General features: G+C 72.2%; 19 protein-coding genes. 9 read left to right on the top strand and 10 right to left on the bottom strand.

The features are described from left to right. Positions 1–120 precede the first annotated feature (120 nt). Positions 121–1,698, bottom strand: a complete 1,578-nt coding sequence (locus EV186_RS27135; RefSeq protein WP_166659353.1) for an Hsp70 family protein — start codon at positions 1,696–1,698, stop codon at positions 121–123. A gap of 282 nt (positions 1,699–1,980) precedes the next feature. Between EV186_RS27135 and EV186_RS27130 the strand changes: the two genes are divergently transcribed. From EV186_RS27130 to EV186_RS27100, 7 genes are all read left to right on the top strand, one after another. Next, positions 1,981–2,607 (top strand): hypothetical protein, encoded by a 627-nt coding sequence (locus EV186_RS27130; protein ID WP_133852289.1) that lies wholly within the window; start codon positions 1,981–1,983, stop codon positions 2,605–2,607. Between the two features lie 81 nt (positions 2,608–2,688). Continuing rightward, the gene (locus EV186_RS27125; protein WP_133852288.1) at positions 2,689–3,402 is read left to right on the top strand and encodes a hypothetical protein; all 714 of its coding nucleotides are present in this window, start codon (positions 2,689–2,691) and stop codon (positions 3,400–3,402) included. Between the two features lie 5 nt (positions 3,403–3,407). Next, positions 3,408–5,213, top strand: coding sequence for a dynamin family protein (locus EV186_RS27120; protein ID WP_243754306.1), 1,806 nt, complete (start codon positions 3,408–3,410; stop codon positions 5,211–5,213). After that, positions 5,210–6,643, top strand: a complete 1,434-nt coding sequence (locus EV186_RS27115; RefSeq protein ID WP_133852287.1) for a dynamin family protein — start codon at positions 5,210–5,212, stop codon at positions 6,641–6,643. The genes EV186_RS27120 and EV186_RS27115 overlap by 4 nt, the downstream gene beginning before the upstream one ends. Before the next feature lie 84 nt (positions 6,644–6,727). Further along, entirely contained in the window at positions 6,728–7,402 is a 675-nt protein-coding gene (locus EV186_RS27110) for a hypothetical protein (RefSeq protein ID WP_133852286.1), read from the top strand. Between the two features lie 9 nt (positions 7,403–7,411). After that, positions 7,412–8,107, top strand: a complete 696-nt coding sequence (locus EV186_RS27105; RefSeq protein WP_243754305.1) for a DUF6529 family protein — start codon at positions 7,412–7,414, stop codon at positions 8,105–8,107. Then, entirely contained in the window at positions 8,107–8,499 is a 393-nt protein-coding gene (locus EV186_RS27100) for a Rieske (2Fe-2S) protein (protein WP_133852285.1), read from the top strand. The genes EV186_RS27105 and EV186_RS27100 overlap by 1 nt, the downstream gene beginning before the upstream one ends. 13 nt (positions 8,500–8,512) lie before the next feature. Here the strand turns inward: EV186_RS27100 and EV186_RS27095 are convergent, their stop codons facing one another. The 7 genes from EV186_RS27095 to EV186_RS27065 all read right to left on the bottom strand — a co-directional run bounded on the left by EV186_RS27095 (position 8,513) and on the right by EV186_RS27065 (position 13,496). Continuing rightward, complete coding sequence (locus EV186_RS27095) at positions 8,513–9,049, bottom strand: SRPBCC family protein (protein ID WP_133852284.1); 537 nt, start codon at positions 9,047–9,049, stop codon at positions 8,513–8,515. A gap of 89 nt (positions 9,050–9,138) precedes the next feature. Beyond that, on the bottom strand, positions 9,139–9,846 hold the full coding sequence (locus tag EV186_RS27090; RefSeq protein ID WP_133852283.1) for an anti-sigma factor family protein: 708 nt from the start codon (positions 9,844–9,846) through the stop codon (positions 9,139–9,141). Further along, positions 9,843–10,379 carry a sigma-70 family RNA polymerase sigma factor gene (locus EV186_RS27085; RefSeq protein WP_243754304.1) on the bottom strand — a complete coding sequence of 179 codons (537 nt, stop codon included), beginning with the start codon at positions 10,377–10,379 and terminating at the stop codon, positions 9,843–9,845. Before EV186_RS27085 ends, EV186_RS27090 begins: the two co-directional genes overlap by 4 nt. A 185-nt stretch (positions 10,380–10,564) precedes the next feature. Then, on the bottom strand, positions 10,565–10,978 hold the full coding sequence (locus EV186_RS27080) for a (R)-mandelonitrile lyase (protein ID WP_133852281.1): 414 nt from the start codon (positions 10,976–10,978) through the stop codon (positions 10,565–10,567). 53 nt (positions 10,979–11,031) lie between these two features. Next, complete coding sequence (locus tag EV186_RS27075) at positions 11,032–11,799, bottom strand: SDR family NAD(P)-dependent oxidoreductase (protein WP_133852280.1); 768 nt, start codon at positions 11,797–11,799, stop codon at positions 11,032–11,034. A 115-nt stretch (positions 11,800–11,914) separates the two neighbouring features. Continuing rightward, the gene (locus tag EV186_RS27070; protein WP_133852279.1) at positions 11,915–12,442 is read right to left on the bottom strand and encodes a cyclophilin-like fold protein; all 528 of its coding nucleotides are present in this window, start codon (positions 12,440–12,442) and stop codon (positions 11,915–11,917) included. A gap of 37 nt (positions 12,443–12,479) precedes the next feature. After that, the gene (locus EV186_RS27065; protein WP_133852278.1) at positions 12,480–13,496 is read right to left on the bottom strand and encodes a zinc-dependent alcohol dehydrogenase family protein; all 1,017 of its coding nucleotides are present in this window, start codon (positions 13,494–13,496) and stop codon (positions 12,480–12,482) included. A 146-nt stretch (positions 13,497–13,642) separates the two neighbouring features. Here EV186_RS27065 and EV186_RS27060 point away from each other — a divergent pair, with 146 nt between their 5' ends. Together EV186_RS27060 and EV186_RS27055 are read left to right on the top strand one after the other, a co-directional pair. Next, positions 13,643–14,530, top strand: coding sequence for a helix-turn-helix transcriptional regulator (locus EV186_RS27060; RefSeq protein ID WP_133852277.1), 888 nt, complete (start codon positions 13,643–13,645; stop codon positions 14,528–14,530). A gap of 119 nt (positions 14,531–14,649) precedes the next feature. Then, the gene (locus tag EV186_RS27055) at positions 14,650–14,922 is read left to right on the top strand and encodes a hypothetical protein (RefSeq protein ID WP_133852276.1); all 273 of its coding nucleotides are present in this window, start codon (positions 14,650–14,652) and stop codon (positions 14,920–14,922) included. A 16-nt stretch (positions 14,923–14,938) separates the two neighbouring features. Here the strand turns inward: EV186_RS27055 and EV186_RS27050 are convergent, their stop codons facing one another. Together EV186_RS27050 and EV186_RS40205 are read right to left on the bottom strand one after the other, a co-directional pair. Then, positions 14,939–15,583 (bottom strand): response regulator transcription factor, encoded by a 645-nt coding sequence (locus tag EV186_RS27050; protein WP_133852275.1) that lies wholly within the window; start codon positions 15,581–15,583, stop codon positions 14,939–14,941. Next, positions 15,580–17,532: a sensor histidine kinase gene (locus EV186_RS40205; RefSeq protein ID WP_133852274.1), complete on the bottom strand. Its 1,953-nt coding sequence runs from the start codon at positions 17,530–17,532 to the stop codon at positions 15,580–15,582. Before EV186_RS40205 ends, EV186_RS27050 begins: the two co-directional genes overlap by 4 nt. Positions 17,533–17,542 lie beyond the last annotated feature (10 nt).

Below are 17,542 nucleotides of genomic sequence, written 5' to 3'. Positions count from 1 at the left end.
CGGTCATGGTGTGCTGCTCTGGTCGATGGCGCTCGGGCGTCGTTGGTTGCCGGTTTCGTCGCTGTGGCACGGAAGTCACCCGCGACGGCGCAATTCCGCGGTCGCGGGCAACCTGGGCGGTCATGGTGCGTCCGTTGTTCCGCCGGTGTCCGTGACCGGCGCGACGTGGTCCTCCGGTGCCGCGGCTTCGGTCGTCGTCGTGCCGGTCGTGGTGGTGTCGTCGGTCGTCGTTGTCGTGGTGTCCGTCGTCGTGGTGGTGGTCTCGTCCGTCGTGGTGGTGTCGGGCGGCGCCTGCCGGGTGGTGCGGCGGCGCTGCGTCGTGGTCACCGGCTCCTCGGGCGTCGTCGTGCTGGTGGTGGTCCTGGGCGTTGTGGTGTCCACTGTGGACGTCACACTGGTCCCGGTGTCCGCCCCCGCACCCGACGGGCGGTAGTAGCTCGCGAGCGCGATCGTGCCGCCGGCCAGCGTCGCGACCAGGGCCGCGGCCGCGATGCCGACCGTGGTGCGGGGGAGACCGAACAGTCGCCCGCTTCGCTTGTCCGCTGGTGGCGACACGACGACGGGCAGCGGCGGCCGGTCGGGCGCGGGCAGGGCCACCGGATCGGCCGGCATCGGCCGAACCTCCACTTTGGTCGGTTCCTCGGGTGGGGCCTGGACCCGGCCCACGGCCAGCGCCGCGCCGAGCGCGACCTCGCCCTGCGGGTCGGCGGCCACCGTGACCGGCCGGTTCAGCTGCGCCGACACCACCTGGGTCAGCAAGGGGATGCGTGCCGTGCCGCCGACCAACAGCACCGCGACGGGATCGGCGTCCCCGATCACCCGTTCCAGCGCCGCGGCGAGCTCGGCGGCGGCCGGGGCGATCAGCTCCTCGAACTCGGCGCGGGTGAGCCGCACGGAGGTGTCGATGCCCGGCAGCTCAACGGGGATCTGCACGTCGGTGTTCGCCGAAAGCGCCTCCTTGGCCAGCTCGCACTCGGTGCGTAGCCGGGCGAAGCCCGCGGCCAGCGCCGGATCGGCCGGGTCGAGCTGGTCCCACGCGGGGCCGACGGCGGCCCGCACGTGCTCGAACACGACCTCGTCGAGGTCGAGCCCACCGATCTCCACCTCTTCGGGTGCGCCCGCCTGCGCGAAGCGCCCGTCGGGCGTGGCCCGCACCAGCGTGGCCGTCATCGCGGACCCGCCGAGGTCGGCGACCGCGACGACCCGGCCGGCCGGCACCCGCATCCTGCTCGCGTGCGCCTCCGCGGCGGCCTGCGCGGCCGACAAGAACACGACCGCGCCGAGTCCTTGGGCGACAAGGGCGTTGCGCAGCGAGGTCAGCCGGTGCTTGCCCCAGGCGTCCGGGTGGGTGAGCGCGACCTGCGTGGGCGCGCCGCCCGTCTTGGCCGCGACCTGCGCGAGGACGTGCCCGACGAACCGGGCCGCGAGCACTTCCGCGGGGATGGAGGCGTCGCCGAGGCGCAAGGGCGTCGGGTCGCCGATGCGCCGGGTGAACTGCCGCGCGACCCGGCCCGGGTCGGTCGGCGCCAACGCCTGTGCTTGCTGTCCGAAAGCGACCGTGCGATCCGCGTTGACGAACGCGACCGTAGGCAGGAAGGCTGAGCGCGTGCCAAGCGGCATCAGCTCGGCCCGGCCCGCCCGGCACACCGCCGCGGCAGTACTGGTGGCGCCGAGATCGACGCTGACCTGGTGCGACATCTCGTTCTCCTCCTCGGGACATGGCTTACTACTGCCCCTAGACGAGTAATTCATCGTCGCGGTTCAGCCGGATTGCACGGTTGCGGGGAAATCCCCTATAAGCCCGGGTCCGGCCGGTGCCCACCCCGGGGGCCGCGCGCCGCGGTACCGGAGGCAACCCCGATGGCGGGATGCCTTGACCCGCCTAGCTTTGGTGTCAGCCGAACCGACAACGGACGGCCGGCGTCACGAGATCCCCGAGCGGAGTCGTTACGCCCCAACATGATTGATCAGGAGTGCGTGATGACCAACCCAGTGCCGATCGACTTGAGCCAGTTCCTCGCCAACGTGTCCGATGTGGACCTGCGGTCCGTGCTGGACCAGGACTCCGCCCAGGAGCAGGAGTCGGCCAACGTCAACCCGCAGAACGCGGAGCAGGACTCCGACCAGGGCGCGGTGCTCGACAACGACCAGGACCAGAACACCGACACCGACACCACCACGGTCGGTGGCCACGGTGGCAACGGCGGCATCGCCCTGGGCGGCGACGGCGGCAGCGCCGACGGCGGTTCCGGGCTGGGCCTGGGCGGCGACGGCGGCGACATCGACCAGCGCGGTCAGGTGAACGTCAACTTCGGCGACAGCGCCGGTGGCGACGGCACCGGCTTCGGTGGCAACGGCGGGATCGCGGGCAACGGTGGCAACGCCGACGCGAGCGGTGGCGCCGGCGGCGACGCCGACTCCGACGTGGACGTCGACGCCGACCAGAGCAGCGACCAGGACTCGAGCCAGGACTCGGACCAGGACAACGACCTGGACTCCGACCAGACCACCGTGCAGGACGCGGACAGCGACCAGCACGCCGACAACCACTTCGACGTGGACGTCGACGAGCGCATCGACGACGCGATGGCGGACTTCGACGTGTGACCGGGGCCGGCCGTGGCCGGGGCCGCTGATCGCGTCCCGGCCATGAGCCACGCCCACGCACCGGAAACGGAGGAGATCGACATGACGGCGTTATCCGAGATCGCGAACTTCCTGCTGAGCCTGATGCACAACGGCAAGGCCAGGGAGGAGTTCAACCGCGACCCCGAGGGGGCGTTCGCCAAGCACGGGTTGCACGGGGTCACCGGGCAGGACGTGCGTGACGCGCACCTGATGATGTGCGACGACGGCTCGGTGCACGCGAAGCCGGGGCACGGCGGTGGCGGCGGGGGCGGGGGCGGGCACCACGAGGACCCGGTGCACGCCGTCCAGCACATCTACAACAACTACGAGGTCACCGAGGTCGACGCGAGCTCGCACACGTCGATCGGGGAGATCAACGTGCTCGACATCGACGACCGGGACACCACGGTCATCGACTCGTTCAACTCCGACGACGACACCAACGTCGTCGCCGTGCAGGACAACGACACGACCACCAACGTCGACGACCACAGCACGAACACCGACGTGGACGTGACCAACGTCGAGGACTCGTTCAACGAGGGCGGTCCCACCAACGTGCACACCGACCACGAGGTCGTCACCGACCCGGCACCGGACGCCACCGATCACATCGAGGACCCGGCGCCCGACCCGGCGTTCGACGACACCCCGGTGGACGCTCCCGTGGAGGCGGCGGTCGAGGAACCGCCCGCCGAACACACGGCGAGCATCGACGACCACGCGGACGACTTCGCCGACGACGGGGCCTTCGACCCCGCGGCGGCTGGGTGAGCCCGGTGGCCGCGAACGAGCGGTTGGTGCGGGCCGTGGAGCTGGCCCGCACCGCCATCGAAGGACTGAGCCGGCCGGACCTGGATGCGCGCCTGGCGCGCACCCGGGACCGGCTCGCCGACGAGCGGGTGCGGGTGCTCGTGGTCGGCGAGTTCAAGCAGGGCAAGAGCATGCTGGTCAACGGGCTCGTCGGGGCGCCGGTGTGCCCGGTGCTCGACGACCTGTCGACCGCCGTGCCCACCCACGTCGCGCACGCCGCCACCCCGTCGGTGGCGATCGTGCGTGAGACCGAGCGGATCCCCGTCCCGCTCGACCAGCTGGCCCGCTACGCGTGCGAGTCGCCCAACCGCGACGAGCACCGGCAGCGGATCAGCCGGGTCGAGGTGAACATCCCGCGGTCGATCCTCGAGGGCGGGCTGGTCCTCGTCGACACCCCCGGCGTCGGCGGGCTCGGCTCCGTGCAGGGCGCGGCGACGATGGCGGCGCTGACGTCGGCCGACGCCGTGCTGCTGGTCTCCGACGCCTCGCAGGAGTACACCGCGCCGGAACTGGACTTCCTGCGCACGGCCATGGCGGCCTGCCCGAATGTGGCGTGCGTGCTCACCAAGGCCGACCTGTACCCGCACTGGCGGCAGATCCTCGACCTCGACCGCGGGCACCTCGCGCGGGCCGGCATCGAAGCCGACGTCTTCCCTGTGTCGGCCAGCATGCGCTGGCACGCGCTGACCACGGGTGACGCGGAACTCTCGGCGGAGTCCGGGTTCCCGGAGCTGGTGCGTTACCTGCGGGAGAAGGTGCTCGCGCGGGCCGGGGAACTCGCGTGCCGCTCCACCGTGCACGACGTGCTGGCCGTGCTCGAGCAGGTCGTGTCCACCCTCGACGCCGAGGCGGTCGCGCAGCGCGACCCCGAACGCGTGCAGGAGGTCATCCGCGAGCTGACCGCCGCCGAGGCGCGCGCGACGGCGCTCAAGGAGCGGTCGGCGCGCTGGCAGCAGACGCTGAACGACGGCGTGGCCGACCTCAACGCCGACATCGACTACGACCTGCGCGACCGGCTGCGGGAGATCACCCGCGAGGCCGAGCAGGCGTTGCAGGACAACGGCGACCCGAGCAAGACGTGGGACCAGTTCACCACGTGGGTGCAGCAGGCGACCGCCGCGGCGGCGTCGGCCAACTTCGTGTGGGCCACCCAGCGGGCCCGGTGGCTGGCCGGTCGCGTGGCCGAGCACTTCGACGCCGAGGGCACGCACCTGTTGCCCTCCTTGCGCATCGAGCGGCCCGGACCGTCGCAGGCGCTGGGCTCGATCCGGGCCATGACCGTCAAGGACGGCGAGCCGTTCGGCTTCGGCAGGCAACTGCTGACCGGCGTGCGCGGTGGCTACATGGGCATGTTGATGTTCGGGATGTTCGGCACCCTGGTCGGGTTCTCGTTGCTGAACCCGATCACGGTCGGCGCCGGGCTGCTGATGGGCCGCAAGACCCTCGGCGACGAACGGCGGCGCATCGTGCAGAAGCGCCAGGCCGACGCGAAGGTGGTGCTGCGCCGCTACATCGACGACGTGACCTTCCACGTCGGCAAGGACTCCCGCGACATGTTGCGTGGGGTGCAGCGCGTGCTGCGCGACCACTTCACCGCCCAGGCCGACCAGCTGAAGCTGTCGCTGCAGGATTCGTTGCAGGCGGCCAAGAACTCGGTCAAGGCGACGCAGGCCGAGCGCGACGCCCGGCTCGCCGAGATCAAGCTCGCCCTGGACCGGCTCGAAGCCGTGCGCAAGCACGCGTCCGCACTGCTGCCGGGGGCCGCGACATGACCCAGCACCTGATCACCTCGGTGCGCCATCTACTGCACCACGCGCTGTCGGCCTACCGCACCAACCCGCGGGCCACGGCGGCGCTCGGCCACCAGCTGCACCGCCTCGACGAGCCGCTGCGGGTCGCGATCGCCGGCAAGGTCAAGGCCGGCAAGTCGACCCTGCTGAACGCGCTGGTCGGCGAGGCCATCGCGGCGACCGACGCGGGGGAGTGCACCCGCGTCGTCACCTGGTACCGGGCCGGCGCGACCCCGCGGGTCGTCCTGCAACCGCTGGACGGCCCGCCGGTGCCGCTGCCCGTGGTGCGCACCGGCGGCGTCCTCGAGATCGACATGGGCGGGGTGCCCGCTGAGCGGGTCGACCGGCTGGTCGTCGACTGGCCCGCGCAGAGCCTGCGCGAGATGACGTTGATCGACACGCCCGGCGTCGCGTCGATCGACGCGGCGAACTCCGCGCGCACCACGCGGTTCCTCGAACCGGACGACGAGACGCCGACCGAGGCCGACGCCGTCGTCTACCTGATGCGCCACCTGCACGTCGCCGACGCGCAGTTCCTCGAGTCCTTCCGCGACCAGGGCGTCGCGCGGGCCACGGCCGTGAACACGGTCGCCGCCATTTCCCGGGCCGACGAGATCGCGGGTGGCCGGGTGGACGCCATGTTCTCCGCGCGCGCGATCGCGACCCGCTACCGGTCGGAACCCGCCCTGCGCGGGTTGTGCCAGAACGTCGTCGCGGTGGCCGGGCTGCTCGCGTTCACCGGGCGGACACTGCGCCAGGACGAGTTCGCCGCGGTCAAGGCGCTGGCCGAACTGCCCCGCCCGGAACTCGAGGCCGCGTTGCTGTCGGCCGACCGGTTCCAACGCACGAGCGATCCCGCGCTGGTCGGGCGCTTCGGGCTCTTCGGCATCCGGCTGGCCACCTCGTTGATCCGCCAAGGCGCGGCGAGCCCGTCGGCGCTGGCCGGCGAACTGGTGGCCCGCAGTGGTCTGCACGAGCTGCAGCGGGTGTTGCGCGTGCAGTTCGCCGAGCGGCGCGACCTGCTCAAGGCCCGGTCGGCGGTGCTCGCGCTGGACCGGATGGTCCGGGCCGACGGCGACCCGTACCGGCTCGCGCCCGAGCTCGAACGCATCCTGACCGCGACCCACGAGTTCGCGGAGCTGCGCCTGCTGGCCGCGTTGCGCTCCGGCGCGGTGACGCTGCCCAAGCCCATGGCGGTGGACGCGCAGCGGCTGCTCGGCGACGAGGGTGGCGCCCCCGCGGTCCGGCTGGGTCTCGAGCCGCACGCCGACCGGGCCGACCTGCGCCGGGCGGCGTCGATCGCCTTGCGGCGCTGGCAGGGCAACGCCGAGAACCCGGTGCTCGGCCGGCGGGCCGCGGACGCGTGCCGCGTGCTCGTGCGCACCTGCGAGGGAATCCTCGCCGGAACCTGACTGAACCGGTCCGCTGCCGTGTCCGTGTATCTGCCGAGCGGGCCGCGGGCTCATCTCATCATCGCGAGTGGACAGGAGAAGGTCATGGCGCATCGCGGTCCGGTGATCACCACCGTCGTCGTGCTGGGCGGCTTGCTGGGCTTGATGACCGCGAACTCGGCCGGTGGCCTGGTGACCGGCGCCAAGGGCAAGGCGCAAGGCGTGGCGGTGCAGAGCTCCACAGCCGCGCCGCCGGTCACCTCGGCCACCTCCGCGGCTGGCACGACGAAACCCGCGCCGCCCCCGCCGCAGTTCCCGAAGCAGGTGGTGTTCGCGGGCAAGGCGACGAACAGCCACATCGCGATTGCCGTTGCCATCAAAGGCGACCAGTCGGCCGCTTACCTGTGCGACGGCCGCGACGTCGAGGCGTGGTTGCGTGGCAGCGCCAAGGACGGCCGCGTCGAGCTGAAGTCCAAGAGCGGCAAGAGCCGGCTCGTCGGCCGGCTCGACGGCAAGAAGCTGACCGGCACCATCACCTTGTCCACGAAGGACTATGCCTTCACCATCGCGGTCGCGCCACCGCCCGCCGGGCTGTACCGCGCGCGCAACGGCTCGACGACGGTCGGCTGGATCGTGCTGCCCGACGGCAGCCAGGTCGGCATCGAGACCACTGGCACCACGAGCAAGTCCGCGCCGGTGCTCGATCCCGGACGAGATGGCGTGACCGTCGACGGTCAGGCCCTCACCGCGGCCCCGGTCACCGGCGACGAGACGTTCTAGGAGACGGCCATGACGACCAGACCCCCGCAGGGCTTCGGGCCGACCGGCGACCAGCCGGCGGACGTGACCCAGCCGGTCCGCGGCTACGACGCGACCGGCCCGATCCCGCAGGAATGGCCCGCGCAGCAAGCGGTTCTGGCGCCACCCCCGCCGCCGGCCGCGCCGTCGCGGGGAGGCTTGCGCACGATGGTGATCGCGTTCGCCGTGGGCTCGCTCGTGCTGGTGGCGCTGGGGGTCTACGCCAACCTGCACGACCCGACCGGGCAGGCGCTGAACATCTCCGGCTTCAGCGACGGCTTGCACGCCAAGGCGTGGCTGGCGACGCTGGCCGTTGTGCTGACGGTGGTGCAACTGCTGTCGGCGCTGGCGATGTGGGGCAAGCTGCCCGGCGTGCGCGGTGACGGCAAGGTCGTCGCCGCGCTGCACCGCTGGTGCGGGCGGGCCGCGGTGGTCGTGTCGCTGCCGGTGGCCGCGCATTGCTTGTACGCCTTGGGTTTCGACACCGCCAGCCCGCGGGTGCTGATCCACTCGCTGCTGGGCTGCTTCTTCTACGGGATCTTCGTCGCCAAGATGATCGTCCTGTCCCGCGACGACAAGCCGGGCTGGGCACTGCCTGTCCTGGGCGGCCTGGCGTTCACCGGGCTGACCGGCCTGTGGCTGACGTCGTCGCTGTGGTTCTTCACCGAGTTCGGGGTGCGGTTCTGATGACCATCTCACGACGCGCGGCCTTGGCCTGCGGCGCCGGCTGCGGGGTCGCCCTCGTGGCCGGGTGCACCCGGTACGGCGCACCCGAGCCCGCGGCCCCATCCGGCGCGGCCCTGGGCGCGGTCGCCGACGTGCCGGTGGGCGGCGGCACCGTGTTCAAGGACCAGCAAATCGTGGTGACGCAACCGAAGAAGGGTGAGTTCAAGGCCTTCTCGGCGGTGTGCACACACCAGGGTTGCGTGGTCGCGAACGTCAGCGGCGGCACCATCAACTGCACGTGCCACGGCAGCAAGTTCAAGGTCGCCGACGGCTCGGTGGCCGCGGGCCCGGCGAGCAAACCGTTGCCGGCGCGCGAGGTTCGCGTGGCGAACGGCCAAATCACCCTCGCGTGACCGGGTTCGGCGGTCAGGCCGGCTCCGCCAGTGCCGCCGGCTCCGCCAGTTCGGCCCGCTCCGCCAGTTCGGCCAGGTGGCGCAACGAGTTGATCAGGTGGTCGGGGCCGAACGGCGGGAACTGGATGACCGCCCGGCGCGCCGCCGACACGGCCGACCAGTCGTAGCTGAGGGTGACCTCGGCGGTCGCCGGGCCGAGCGGCACGAGGTCGTAGCGCCAGATCCAGTCGCCGAAGACCATCTCGCCGTCCTCGGCCACGGTGCCGGTCTTCCAGCCGATGGCGCGGGGCGCGTCCAGCACCACGACCTGGTTGACCACCTGGTAGTCGCCGTCCGGGTGCTTGGCGTGGTGCATGTCCATCCGGAAGACCTGACCCACCGCGGTCAGCGGCGCCCGGTCGACGGACTCCTGCACCCAGCCGGTGCCGTCGATGGCGGCGTGCGTCGTCGGATCGGCCAGCACCCCGAACACCGTGGCGGCGGGGACGGCGAAGGTCAGGGTGGCGGTCACGGTGTCGGTCGCGGTGTCAGTCACGGTGTTGCTGGTCATGGTCGCGCTCCTGGGCCGGGCTCGAAACTGCCTCTTGCCCTACCCACGAACGGGGTGCCCTGGAATCGACACCCCAGCGCCGGCGAATCTCAGACCGGGACGGTCACCACGGTCTGGCCCTCGGTGGTGACCACGCGGACCGACTGCACGGCCGCCGGGTCGACCAGGGCCGAGCCCTGCAGGGTCGTGCCCTCCCGGGCACCCTGGGGCGAGACCTTCCAGCTGCCCGCCAGTTGCGCTTCACCGGTGCGCGGCACGACCTGCAGCAGGCACTTCGTGCCCGCCGGGACCCCGGACACCTTGGCGGTCACCGTCACCCAGCCGGCCTTCGGGACCAGCGTGACCTTCATCGTCGCGCCGGTGGTGGGGTCGGTGACCGTGGCAACGCGGGCGTTCGCGGGGATGGTCGTGGCTGGGGCACCAGCGACGGTCGTGGACGCGGTCTGGCGGCCGATCAGGATGCCGCCGCCCACGGCGATCGCCAGCGCCACGGCCGCGACCAGGCCCAGCACGACCGGACCCCAGTTGCGCTGGGCCGGTGCCTCGCGGCGGACCTCGCGCAGGGCGCGCTGGAGCACCAGGTCGTTCTCGGGCGGCCCGTCGAGGAAGGCCTCCGGCGGCACCGAGTCCAGCAGCGGGCGGACCTGGCCGAGCTCGTTGACCTCGCGCTGGCAGTCCACGCACGTGGACAGGTGCGCGCTGACCTCACGGGCCTCGGCCTGGTCCAGCACGCCCAGGGCGTACGCGCCGAGCACGGTGCGGTCGTGCTGGGTCGGGTCGTTCGGGGAAGTACTCATCGCCGCACCTCCTCGGTCTGCACCAGGTCGGACCGCAAGGCCCGCACCGCGTAGTAAGCCCGCGATTTCACGGTACCGGGCGCGATTCCCAGCAACGCCGCGGTCTCCGCCACCGAGTGACCCCGGTAGTAGAGCTCGACGAGCACGGCCCGGTGGTCGGGCGACAACCGCTCCAGCGCGCCGAGCACCGTGATGCTGTCGGCCACCTTGTCGGCTGGGTCGAGGTCCGTGGACGGCACGTCGATCTTCTGGTCGACCTCGGCCGGGCGAGCCGCTCGGGCCCGCGCGCGGTCGGTGACGATGTTGCGCGTGACGGTGAGCAGCCAGCCGCGCACCGAGCCCTTGCCGCTGCTCAGCTCGTCGCGGTGCTTCCACGCCCGCAGCAGGGTTTCCTGCACGACGTCCTCGGCCGCGGCCCGGTCGCCGGTCAGCCGCATCGCGTACGCGAGCAGGCTGCGCCCGTGCTCCTGGTAGAGCGCACGCAGTTGCTCTTCCCCGGGCGCACGTCCCGCCCGGTGGGAGCGCCTGCTCACGATCGACACGATCGCCACCGCCTGCTCGGGTGCCCCGTCCCGCTTGCTCGAGACCGGGCGTCGGTCGCAGAGCAGGCTACTCGACGCAATGGCGCTCACAACGGTCATACGGCCCGCGTCGGCGCACGGTTCAGCAAAAAGAATTGTCGTGTCGATTCGAGCCCGCAACACCGGGGCCAGGGCCGCTACGGGTGGAGCGTGCGGGGGCCGTTGTACTGCTGGTCGGTGACAGGCTCGGCCCACGTCGTTTCCGGGGTCTCGTCACCGGTGCCTTCCCACATGGCGAGGTGTTCCATGAACCGGTCGGGGGTGGCGCCGTGCCAGTGCTCCTCGCCGGGCGGGCAGCTGATGGTTTCGCCGGGGTGGGCTTGGAAGATCGTGCCGTCGCGGGTGCCGATCAGCGCGACGCCGGAGACCACGTGCAGGGTCTGCCCGACGGCATGGGAGTGCCAGTTGGTGCGGGCGCCGGGGGAGAAGCGGACCAGGTTCACCCGCATCCGGGACGGTTCGTGTCCGGCGACGATGACGTCCCACCAGACGTCGCCGGTGAACCACTCGTCCGGGGCCTTGCTGGTGGGCTGCTTGGCGATGAACTCCACGAGAATCCTTCCGGTTGCTTGATGTGTGTGATGGCACCGGCCGGGATGGCCGGCTACCTGGCGACGTACCCGCCGTCGACGGGCAGGGCCACGCCGATGACGAAGCTGGCTCCGGGACTGCACAGCCACAACACGGCCTGGGCGATCTCCTCGGCGGTGCCAAGGCGGTTGATGGGCTGGCTTGCTTTGGCCTCGGCGCGGTCGAGTTCGCCTTTGGCGATCATGTCGCTGACCATCGGGGTGTCGATGGTCCCGGGGCAGATGGCGTTGATGCGGATACCGCGCGGGGCGTATTCGAGGGCGGCGCTGCCGGTCAGGCCGATCACGCCGTGTTTGGTGGCGTGGTAGGACGCGCGGCCGGGGATGCCGACCAGGCCGCCGAGGGAGGAGCAGTTGACGATCGCGCCGCTGCCCTGGGTACGCATGTGGCGCAGTTCGTGTTTCATGCCGGCCCAGACGCCCCGCAGGTTGATGGCGTTGACCCGGTCGAACTGCTCGGCGCTCTCCTCGGCGGCGTCGGCGGGCGGGATCTGGATGCCGGCGTTGTTGTAGGCCATGTCGAGGCGGCCGAAGGTCGCCACGGTGCGGTCGACCGCGGCCGCCACCTGGCCCTCGTCGGTGACGTTGCAGGCGAGCGCCAGCACCCGGTGGCCCTGGTCGGTGAGCTGGGTCGCGGCCGTGCTCAGGCTGCCTTCGTTGATGTCGGCCAAGGCGACCGCGGCGCCTGATTCGGCGAAGGCGCGGGCGGTGGCCAGGCCCATGCCGGAGCTCGCTCCGGTGACGAAGGCGACCTGGCCGCTGAAGTCGTAGGTCGGGTTCATGCTCGCTGCTCCGAATCGTGCTGGGTGCGGGTGTCGGTACTTCGGCCGGCTCGCTCGCCGGTGGACCCGGATCGCCAAGGCATGCGAGGACTTCTTTGCGTGCCAGGAAGCGAGGTCACGCGGCGGCCTCGATGGTGATGCGTTCGGCCCGGGCGAGCTGGTCGGCGTCGGCGTCGAGGTGCCCGAGGACGAGGAGGTCGGGCGACGCGGCGGGGCCGTCGCGGTGGAACAGGGCGAGGTTGCCCCAGGGCGCGTAGTAGGCGAGGTCGCCCGCCTTGGCTGCGGTCGGGGTGGGAGCGGGGGCGGTGGTCAGCTTGCGTGGCGGGTACCCGATCCGTTCCGTCCCGTGGAAGTCCTTCAGTTCCAGGGTGAGCGGCAGCAGGGTGGCGAGATCGCCCGCGGTGGCGCTGTCGTTCAGGGTGGCGTCGACGGGCCGGCCGTCGAGGGTGACGCGGAGGTGCATCGCGGTGTTCCTGTCGGTGGCGGACAAAGTGGTGGACGTCCGTGGCTCCGGCCGGCCCGTCGATGCGGCGGAGGCGGCGGGCGCGGCGGTGTCCGGTGAGTTGGTGGTGCAGGCGGTGACCGCGAGCAGCAGAGTGGCTGCCGCGCCACGGAGCAGGACGCGGCTTGCTGTGCAAGGCATGGTCCGTGGGTCGGGTGCGCGTGGCGCCCAAAGCCGGTCAGGGCGTGAGGAGGGCCTTGATGGCGCGGCGCTCGTCCATCGCCCGGTAGCCCTCCGCGACCTGATCCAGGGGGAGGGTGAGGTCGAAGACCTTCCCCGGGTCGATCCGGCCGCTCAGGACGCGGTCGATCAGGTCGGGCAGGTGGCGGCGCACCGGGGCGGGCCCGCCCCGCAGGCCGACGTGGGAGTAGAACAGTTCCTCCCCGTCGACAGCGACCTCATGCGGCACGCCGACGAAACCGACGTTGCCCCCGGGCCGTGCGCAGCGCAGCGCCTGCCGCATGGCCTCGGCGGTGCCGACGCACTCCAGCACGCTGTCGGCGCCGATACCGCCGGTGAGGTCCTTGATCCTGGCGACACCGTCGTCGCCGCGCTCGCTGACGATGTCCGTGGCGCCGAACTCCCGAGCCAGTTCCTGGCGGGACCCGTGGCGGCTCATCGCGATGATCCGTTCGGCGCCCAGCTGCTGGGCGGCGATGATCCCGCACAGGCCGACCGCGCCGTCACCGACCACCACGACCGTGCTCCCGGGCCGGACCCCGGCGGCGTCGGCGGCCCACCAGCCGGTGCCCATGACGTCCGAGACGGCCAGCAGGCTCGGCCAGAACTCCTCGCCGGGAACGTGGTCGGTGGCGACCAGGGTGCCCTGGGCGTTGGGGATGCGGACGTGGTCGGCCTGGCACGTGCTCATGAACTCCCGGTGCAGGCAGTTGGAGGGAAAACCGTTGCGGCAGTTCGCGCACGTGTTGTCCGAGGTGGCGAAGGAGCCGACGACGAACTGGCCCGGCGTGACCGCGGTGACCGCGCTGCCGACCTCCTCCACGACGCCGATGTACTCGTGGCCCATGGGGTGCGGGTCGCCGACCGGCTCCAACCCGCGGTAGGGCCACAGGTCGGAGCCGCACACACAGGTGAGGGCGGTGCGGATGATCGCGTCGGTCGAGTGGCGGATCTTCGGGTCCTCGAGCGTCTCGACCCGGACATCGCCGGGGGCGTGGATCACAGCTCCGCGCATGACAAGGTTCCCTTCCGTGGTGCGTCGGCGTCGTCGTTGGTCGACGTCAGCCAGTCAACGCGCGCCTCGGGTGCGCAGCGAGTCACCATCGAAAGGTGTACCGGCGGTACACCCCTACGGCTGCTCGCAGGACGTACGGTCGGGGTGTGGACAACCGTGACGAGGTCCGCGAGTTCCTCAGCTCGCGGCGCGCGAAGATCACCCCGGAGCAGGCCGGGTTTCCCGCGGGCGCCCGCCGGCGCGTCCCTGGTCTGCGCCGCAGCGAGGTCGCCGCGCTCGCCGACATGAGCGTCGAGTACTACGCCAAACTCGAACGCGGCAACCTCGCCGGCGTCTCGCCCGCCGTCCTGGAAGCCGTGGCCCGGGCGCTCCAGCTCGACGACGCCGAACGCGCCCACCTGATGAACCTGGCCCAAGCCGCCGACGGCTCCGACGTCCTGACCCGGCCCCGCCGCCGCCCAAGCCGCCAGTGGACCCCGCACCGCAGCCTGCAATGGACCCTCGACGCGATCACGGCCGGCCCGGCCTTCGTCCGCAACGGCCGCATGGACCTCTTGGCCGCCAACCAACTCGCCCGCGCCTTCTACAGCGAGGTCTACGCCAGCCGCGACAACCAGGCCAACCTCGCCCGCTTCAACTTCCTCGACCCGGCCTCCCGCCGCTTCTACCCCGACTGGGACGTCGCCGCCGACATCGTGGTCGCCATCCTGCGCACCGAGGCAGGCCGCAACCCCCACGACAAGGACCTGCACGACCTCGTCGGCGAACTGTGCACCCGCAGCGACGAGTTCCGCACCCGCTGGGGCGCCCACAACGTCCGCCACCACGGCACCGGCACCAAACGCTTCCACCACTGCGTCGTCGGCGACCTCACGCTCGCCTACGAAGGACTGGAGATGGCCGCCGCGCCCGGGCTCACCCTCACCATCTACACCGCCGAGCCGGGCTCGGCGTCGGAGGAAGCCCTGCGCCTGCTCGCCTCCTGGGCTGCCACCCAGGAGGACTCGCCGCCCAGGCAACACCAAACCCGCTGAACCATCTGCCCGCGCGGTCCGGGCCGAGCTGTTCGGTTCAGCAAAAAGAATCGTCGTGTCGATTCGAGCCGATCCCGTTCGTCGCACGTGTAAGGAGCAGACCAGGGAAGGAGACCACGATGAGCACCACCGCAGACCTCACCCACCGGGACCGATCCGTGCTCCGCGCGGTCGCCGCCGGACGCTGCGCCATGTCCGCCGGGGCGTGCCCCGCACTGACCATCGACGGGCTGTGCTGCAGCGACCAGTTCGCCGGCGCGCGGCTCGCCCGGGCCGGGCTGATCAGAAGCGCCCAGGGTGGTGCGGCCGGTGCCGTGTCGCTGACCGACACCGGCCTCGCCGCACTCGGTCTTGGCTCTCAGGACCTTGCCGCATTGGGGCAGGCGGCCTGACGAGCGGCCGGAGTGCTCAGCCGCGGCCGAGACCGGCGTCGCGGGCCCGGATGATGGCCGCGGCGCGGTCGGCGACCTGGAGCTTGGCGAAGATCGCGGAGACGTTGTTCGCCACCGTCTTCGCGGCGACGCCGAGGCGCTCGCCGATCGCGGCGTTCGGCAGCCCCGCGGCGATCAGGTCGAGCACCTGGTGCTCCCGGGTGGTCAGCTCGGGGAACCGCGCGGCCGCGACCGGCGGCGCCGCGAAGAAGCCCAGAACCCGTTGCGCCACCGCGGGTCCGAAAATCGCCTCGCCCGCCGCGACGGCGCGGATGGCCCGGGCGATCTCCTCCTGCTCGGCACCTTTCACCAGGTAGCCGCGAGCGCCCGCACGCATGGCGGCGAACACCGAGTCGTCATCGAAGAACATGGTCAGCACGAGGACGGCGACGCCCGGTGCCGCCCGGACGATCTCCTTGGTGGCCGCGATGCCGTCCAGATCGGGCATCTGCAGGTCGAGCACCGCGACATCGGGCTTGGCCGTGACCACCTCGCGCACGGCCGCGCGTCCCGTCGCCGCGACGCCCGCGAGGGTGAAGCCCGGCAGGGACGCCAGCAACGCCGCCATGCCGTCGCGGACGATCGGGTGGTCGTCGGCGATCACGACCCGGATGTCGTTCATGGCACCGCCAAAGGTAGCCGCACGTGCACCCGTCCGCCGGTCGCCGAAGGCCCGGCGTCCAGCCGGCCACCGAGTTCGGCGGCGCGCTCGCGCATCGCCACCAGCCCGACGCCCGGCCGCCACGGTCCGTCCGGCGGCCCGTCGTCGACCACCTCGACGTGCAGGTCGTCGGCGCAGTGCAGTCTCAGGACCACAGTGGACGCTCCCGAGTGGCGCACCACGTTGGTCAGCGCCTCGGTGGCGATCCGGTAGGCCGCCACCTCCACCGCCGCGGGCAGCGCGGGCAACCGCTCGGGGACCTCGAGGCGGATCCGCAGGGCCGCTCCGTCCGCCCGCCAGGCCAGGTGCTCGGCGCGTTGCCGCAACGCACCGAGCAGGCCGAGTTCGTCGATGGCGGGCGGGCGCAGGTCCTCGACGAGCCGGCGCACATCGGCGATCGCGGTGCGGACGTCGGTGCGGATCGCGGTCAGCAGTTCGCCGGCGCGGTCGGGGTCCGTGCGCAGGACGTTGGTGGCGGCGTCCGCGGTGAGCGCGACGCCGGTGAGCGTCGGGCCGAGCCCGTCGTGCAGGTCGCGCCGCAGCCGGCGGCGTTCTTCCTCCTGCGCGGTCACGATGCGTTCCCGTGAGCTCTGCAGCTGGGCCGAGAGCTGCGTGGCGTGCACGGCGACCGCGAGCGGAGCCGCCATCAACCCGAGCACGGTGCGGTCGGCCGTGCCGAGGCCGCCCTCGCCGGGCCGGGCGCCGACACGCAGTTCGCCGACGGTCGCGCCGCCGTACTCCAGCGGCACTGACTCGACCGCGCCGGACGCCGTGCCGGCCTCGGCCAGCAACCCGTCGGGCGTGACGACCGCGGCGTAAGGGACCCGCAACGCGGCCCGGATCGCCGACACGACACCGGAAAGGCCCGGTCCGGCGAGCTGCTCGCCGACCCGCGACACCACCCGCGCCGGGTCGCTTCGATCGCCGTAGAGGGCGCGGTCGACCAGTCGCTGCAGGCGCGGGAGCACCGGCGCGATCAGCAACGCCACGACGATCGTCGCCACCGCCGAGCGGCCCAGCTGCGCGGCCACCAGCCCGACGAGGATCCCGTAGGTCACCACCACGGCCCCGGACAGCAGCACCCACGCGATCACCCGGGACACCACGAGCCGGATGTCGAGCAGCCCGTGGCGCACGATCGCGATGGTCACCGCGGCCGGGATCAGCGGGATGGCGAACAACACGGCAACCGGTGTGCCCGCGACCAGCGACCACGGCACGATGAACCCGGCCGCGGTGACGGTCGCGAGCAACAACCACAACAGCTGCCTGCGCACCACGTCGTCGCCGCGCCGGTAGCGCACGACCACGGCCGCGATCGCGACGAGCAACGCGGCCAGGACGCGGAGCTCCGAAACCGTCCACAACGGACTCAGCTGGTCGTAGGCGGACAGGGTCAGGTAGCCGGCGGGCAGGCCGGGCGCCGGTGGCTGCGGGTCGAGGCCGCTCTCCAGGACGAACAGCGGCCCGGTCACGATCAACGCGACGACCACGGGCCGCCATCGCCTGCTGGGTGGCCGGCCGTCCGGGAACAACACCAGCGCCAGCGGGAGGAACAAGCCGATCGACCACGGCCACGAGTACGCGAACGCGGTGGCCGCGAGCCGCTGCAGCGCCACGGGCGCGCCGCCGTCGTGCAGGGCCTGCGCCACGGGCCCGCTGAGCGCGCTGGTCGCGTGCCCGAGGCCGTCGGCGAGCAACAGCCAGCCGATCGGGTTGCGGGGCCGGTGCCACGCGATGATCGCGCCGCAGAGGGCGAAGGCCGCGCCGATCACCGAGTTCGTCACCACGAAGGCGTCCAGCGCCTGCCGCCACGACCAGCCGACGCCGAGCGTGGCCACGACGGCGCCGCCGACCTCGGCCATCGCGAGCGCGCCGAGGCCCGCCGCGAGGGTGCGACCGGCTGCCATGCGCTCAGTG

Origin of the sequence: Labedaea rhizosphaerae (genome assembly GCF_004362825.1) — a bacterium.
In the GTDB taxonomy this organism is placed as follows: Bacteria; Actinomycetota; Actinomycetes; order Mycobacteriales; family Pseudonocardiaceae; genus Labedaea; species Labedaea rhizosphaerae.
The sequence above is the reverse complement of the archived record's forward strand: the minus strand, read 5'-3'. Positions and strand labels throughout refer to the sequence as shown.

Excerpts from the sequence above, each read along its gene's own strand:
- EV186_RS27135 (WP_166659353.1), bottom strand. The coding sequence starts at position 1,698 with ATGTCGCACCAGGTCAGCGTCGATCTCGGCGCCACCAGTACTGCCGCG.
- EV186_RS27130 (WP_133852289.1), top strand. The coding sequence starts at position 1,981 with ATGACCAACCCAGTGCCGATCGACTTGAGCCAGTTCCTCGCCAACGTG.
- EV186_RS27125 (WP_133852288.1), top strand. The coding sequence starts at position 2,689 with ATGACGGCGTTATCCGAGATCGCGAACTTCCTGCTGAGCCTGATGCAC.
- EV186_RS27115 (WP_133852287.1), top strand. The coding sequence starts at position 5,210 with ATGACCCAGCACCTGATCACCTCGGTGCGCCATCTACTGCACCACGCG.
- EV186_RS27110 (WP_133852286.1), top strand. The coding sequence starts at position 6,728 with ATGGCGCATCGCGGTCCGGTGATCACCACCGTCGTCGTGCTGGGCGGC.
- EV186_RS27105 (WP_243754305.1), top strand. The coding sequence starts at position 7,412 with ATGACGACCAGACCCCCGCAGGGCTTCGGGCCGACCGGCGACCAGCCG.
- EV186_RS27100 (WP_133852285.1), top strand. The coding sequence starts at position 8,107 with ATGACCATCTCACGACGCGCGGCCTTGGCCTGCGGCGCCGGCTGCGGG.
- EV186_RS27095 (WP_133852284.1), bottom strand. The coding sequence starts at position 9,049 with ATGACCAGCAACACCGTGACTGACACCGCGACCGACACCGTGACCGCC.
- EV186_RS27090 (WP_133852283.1), bottom strand. The coding sequence starts at position 9,846 with ATGAGTACTTCCCCGAACGACCCGACCCAGCACGACCGCACCGTGCTC.
- EV186_RS27075 (WP_133852280.1), bottom strand. The coding sequence starts at position 11,799 with ATGAACCCGACCTACGACTTCAGCGGCCAGGTCGCCTTCGTCACCGGA.
- EV186_RS27070 (WP_133852279.1), bottom strand. The coding sequence starts at position 12,442 with ATGCCTTGCACAGCAAGCCGCGTCCTGCTCCGTGGCGCGGCAGCCACT.
- EV186_RS27065 (WP_133852278.1), bottom strand. The coding sequence starts at position 13,496 with ATGCGCGGAGCTGTGATCCACGCCCCCGGCGATGTCCGGGTCGAGACG.
- EV186_RS27055 (WP_133852276.1), top strand. The coding sequence starts at position 14,650 with ATGAGCACCACCGCAGACCTCACCCACCGGGACCGATCCGTGCTCCGC.
- EV186_RS27050 (WP_133852275.1), bottom strand. The coding sequence starts at position 15,583 with ATGAACGACATCCGGGTCGTGATCGCCGACGACCACCCGATCGTCCGC.
- EV186_RS40205 (WP_133852274.1), bottom strand. The coding sequence starts at position 17,532 with ATGGCAGCCGGTCGCACCCTCGCGGCGGGCCTCGGCGCGCTCGCGATG.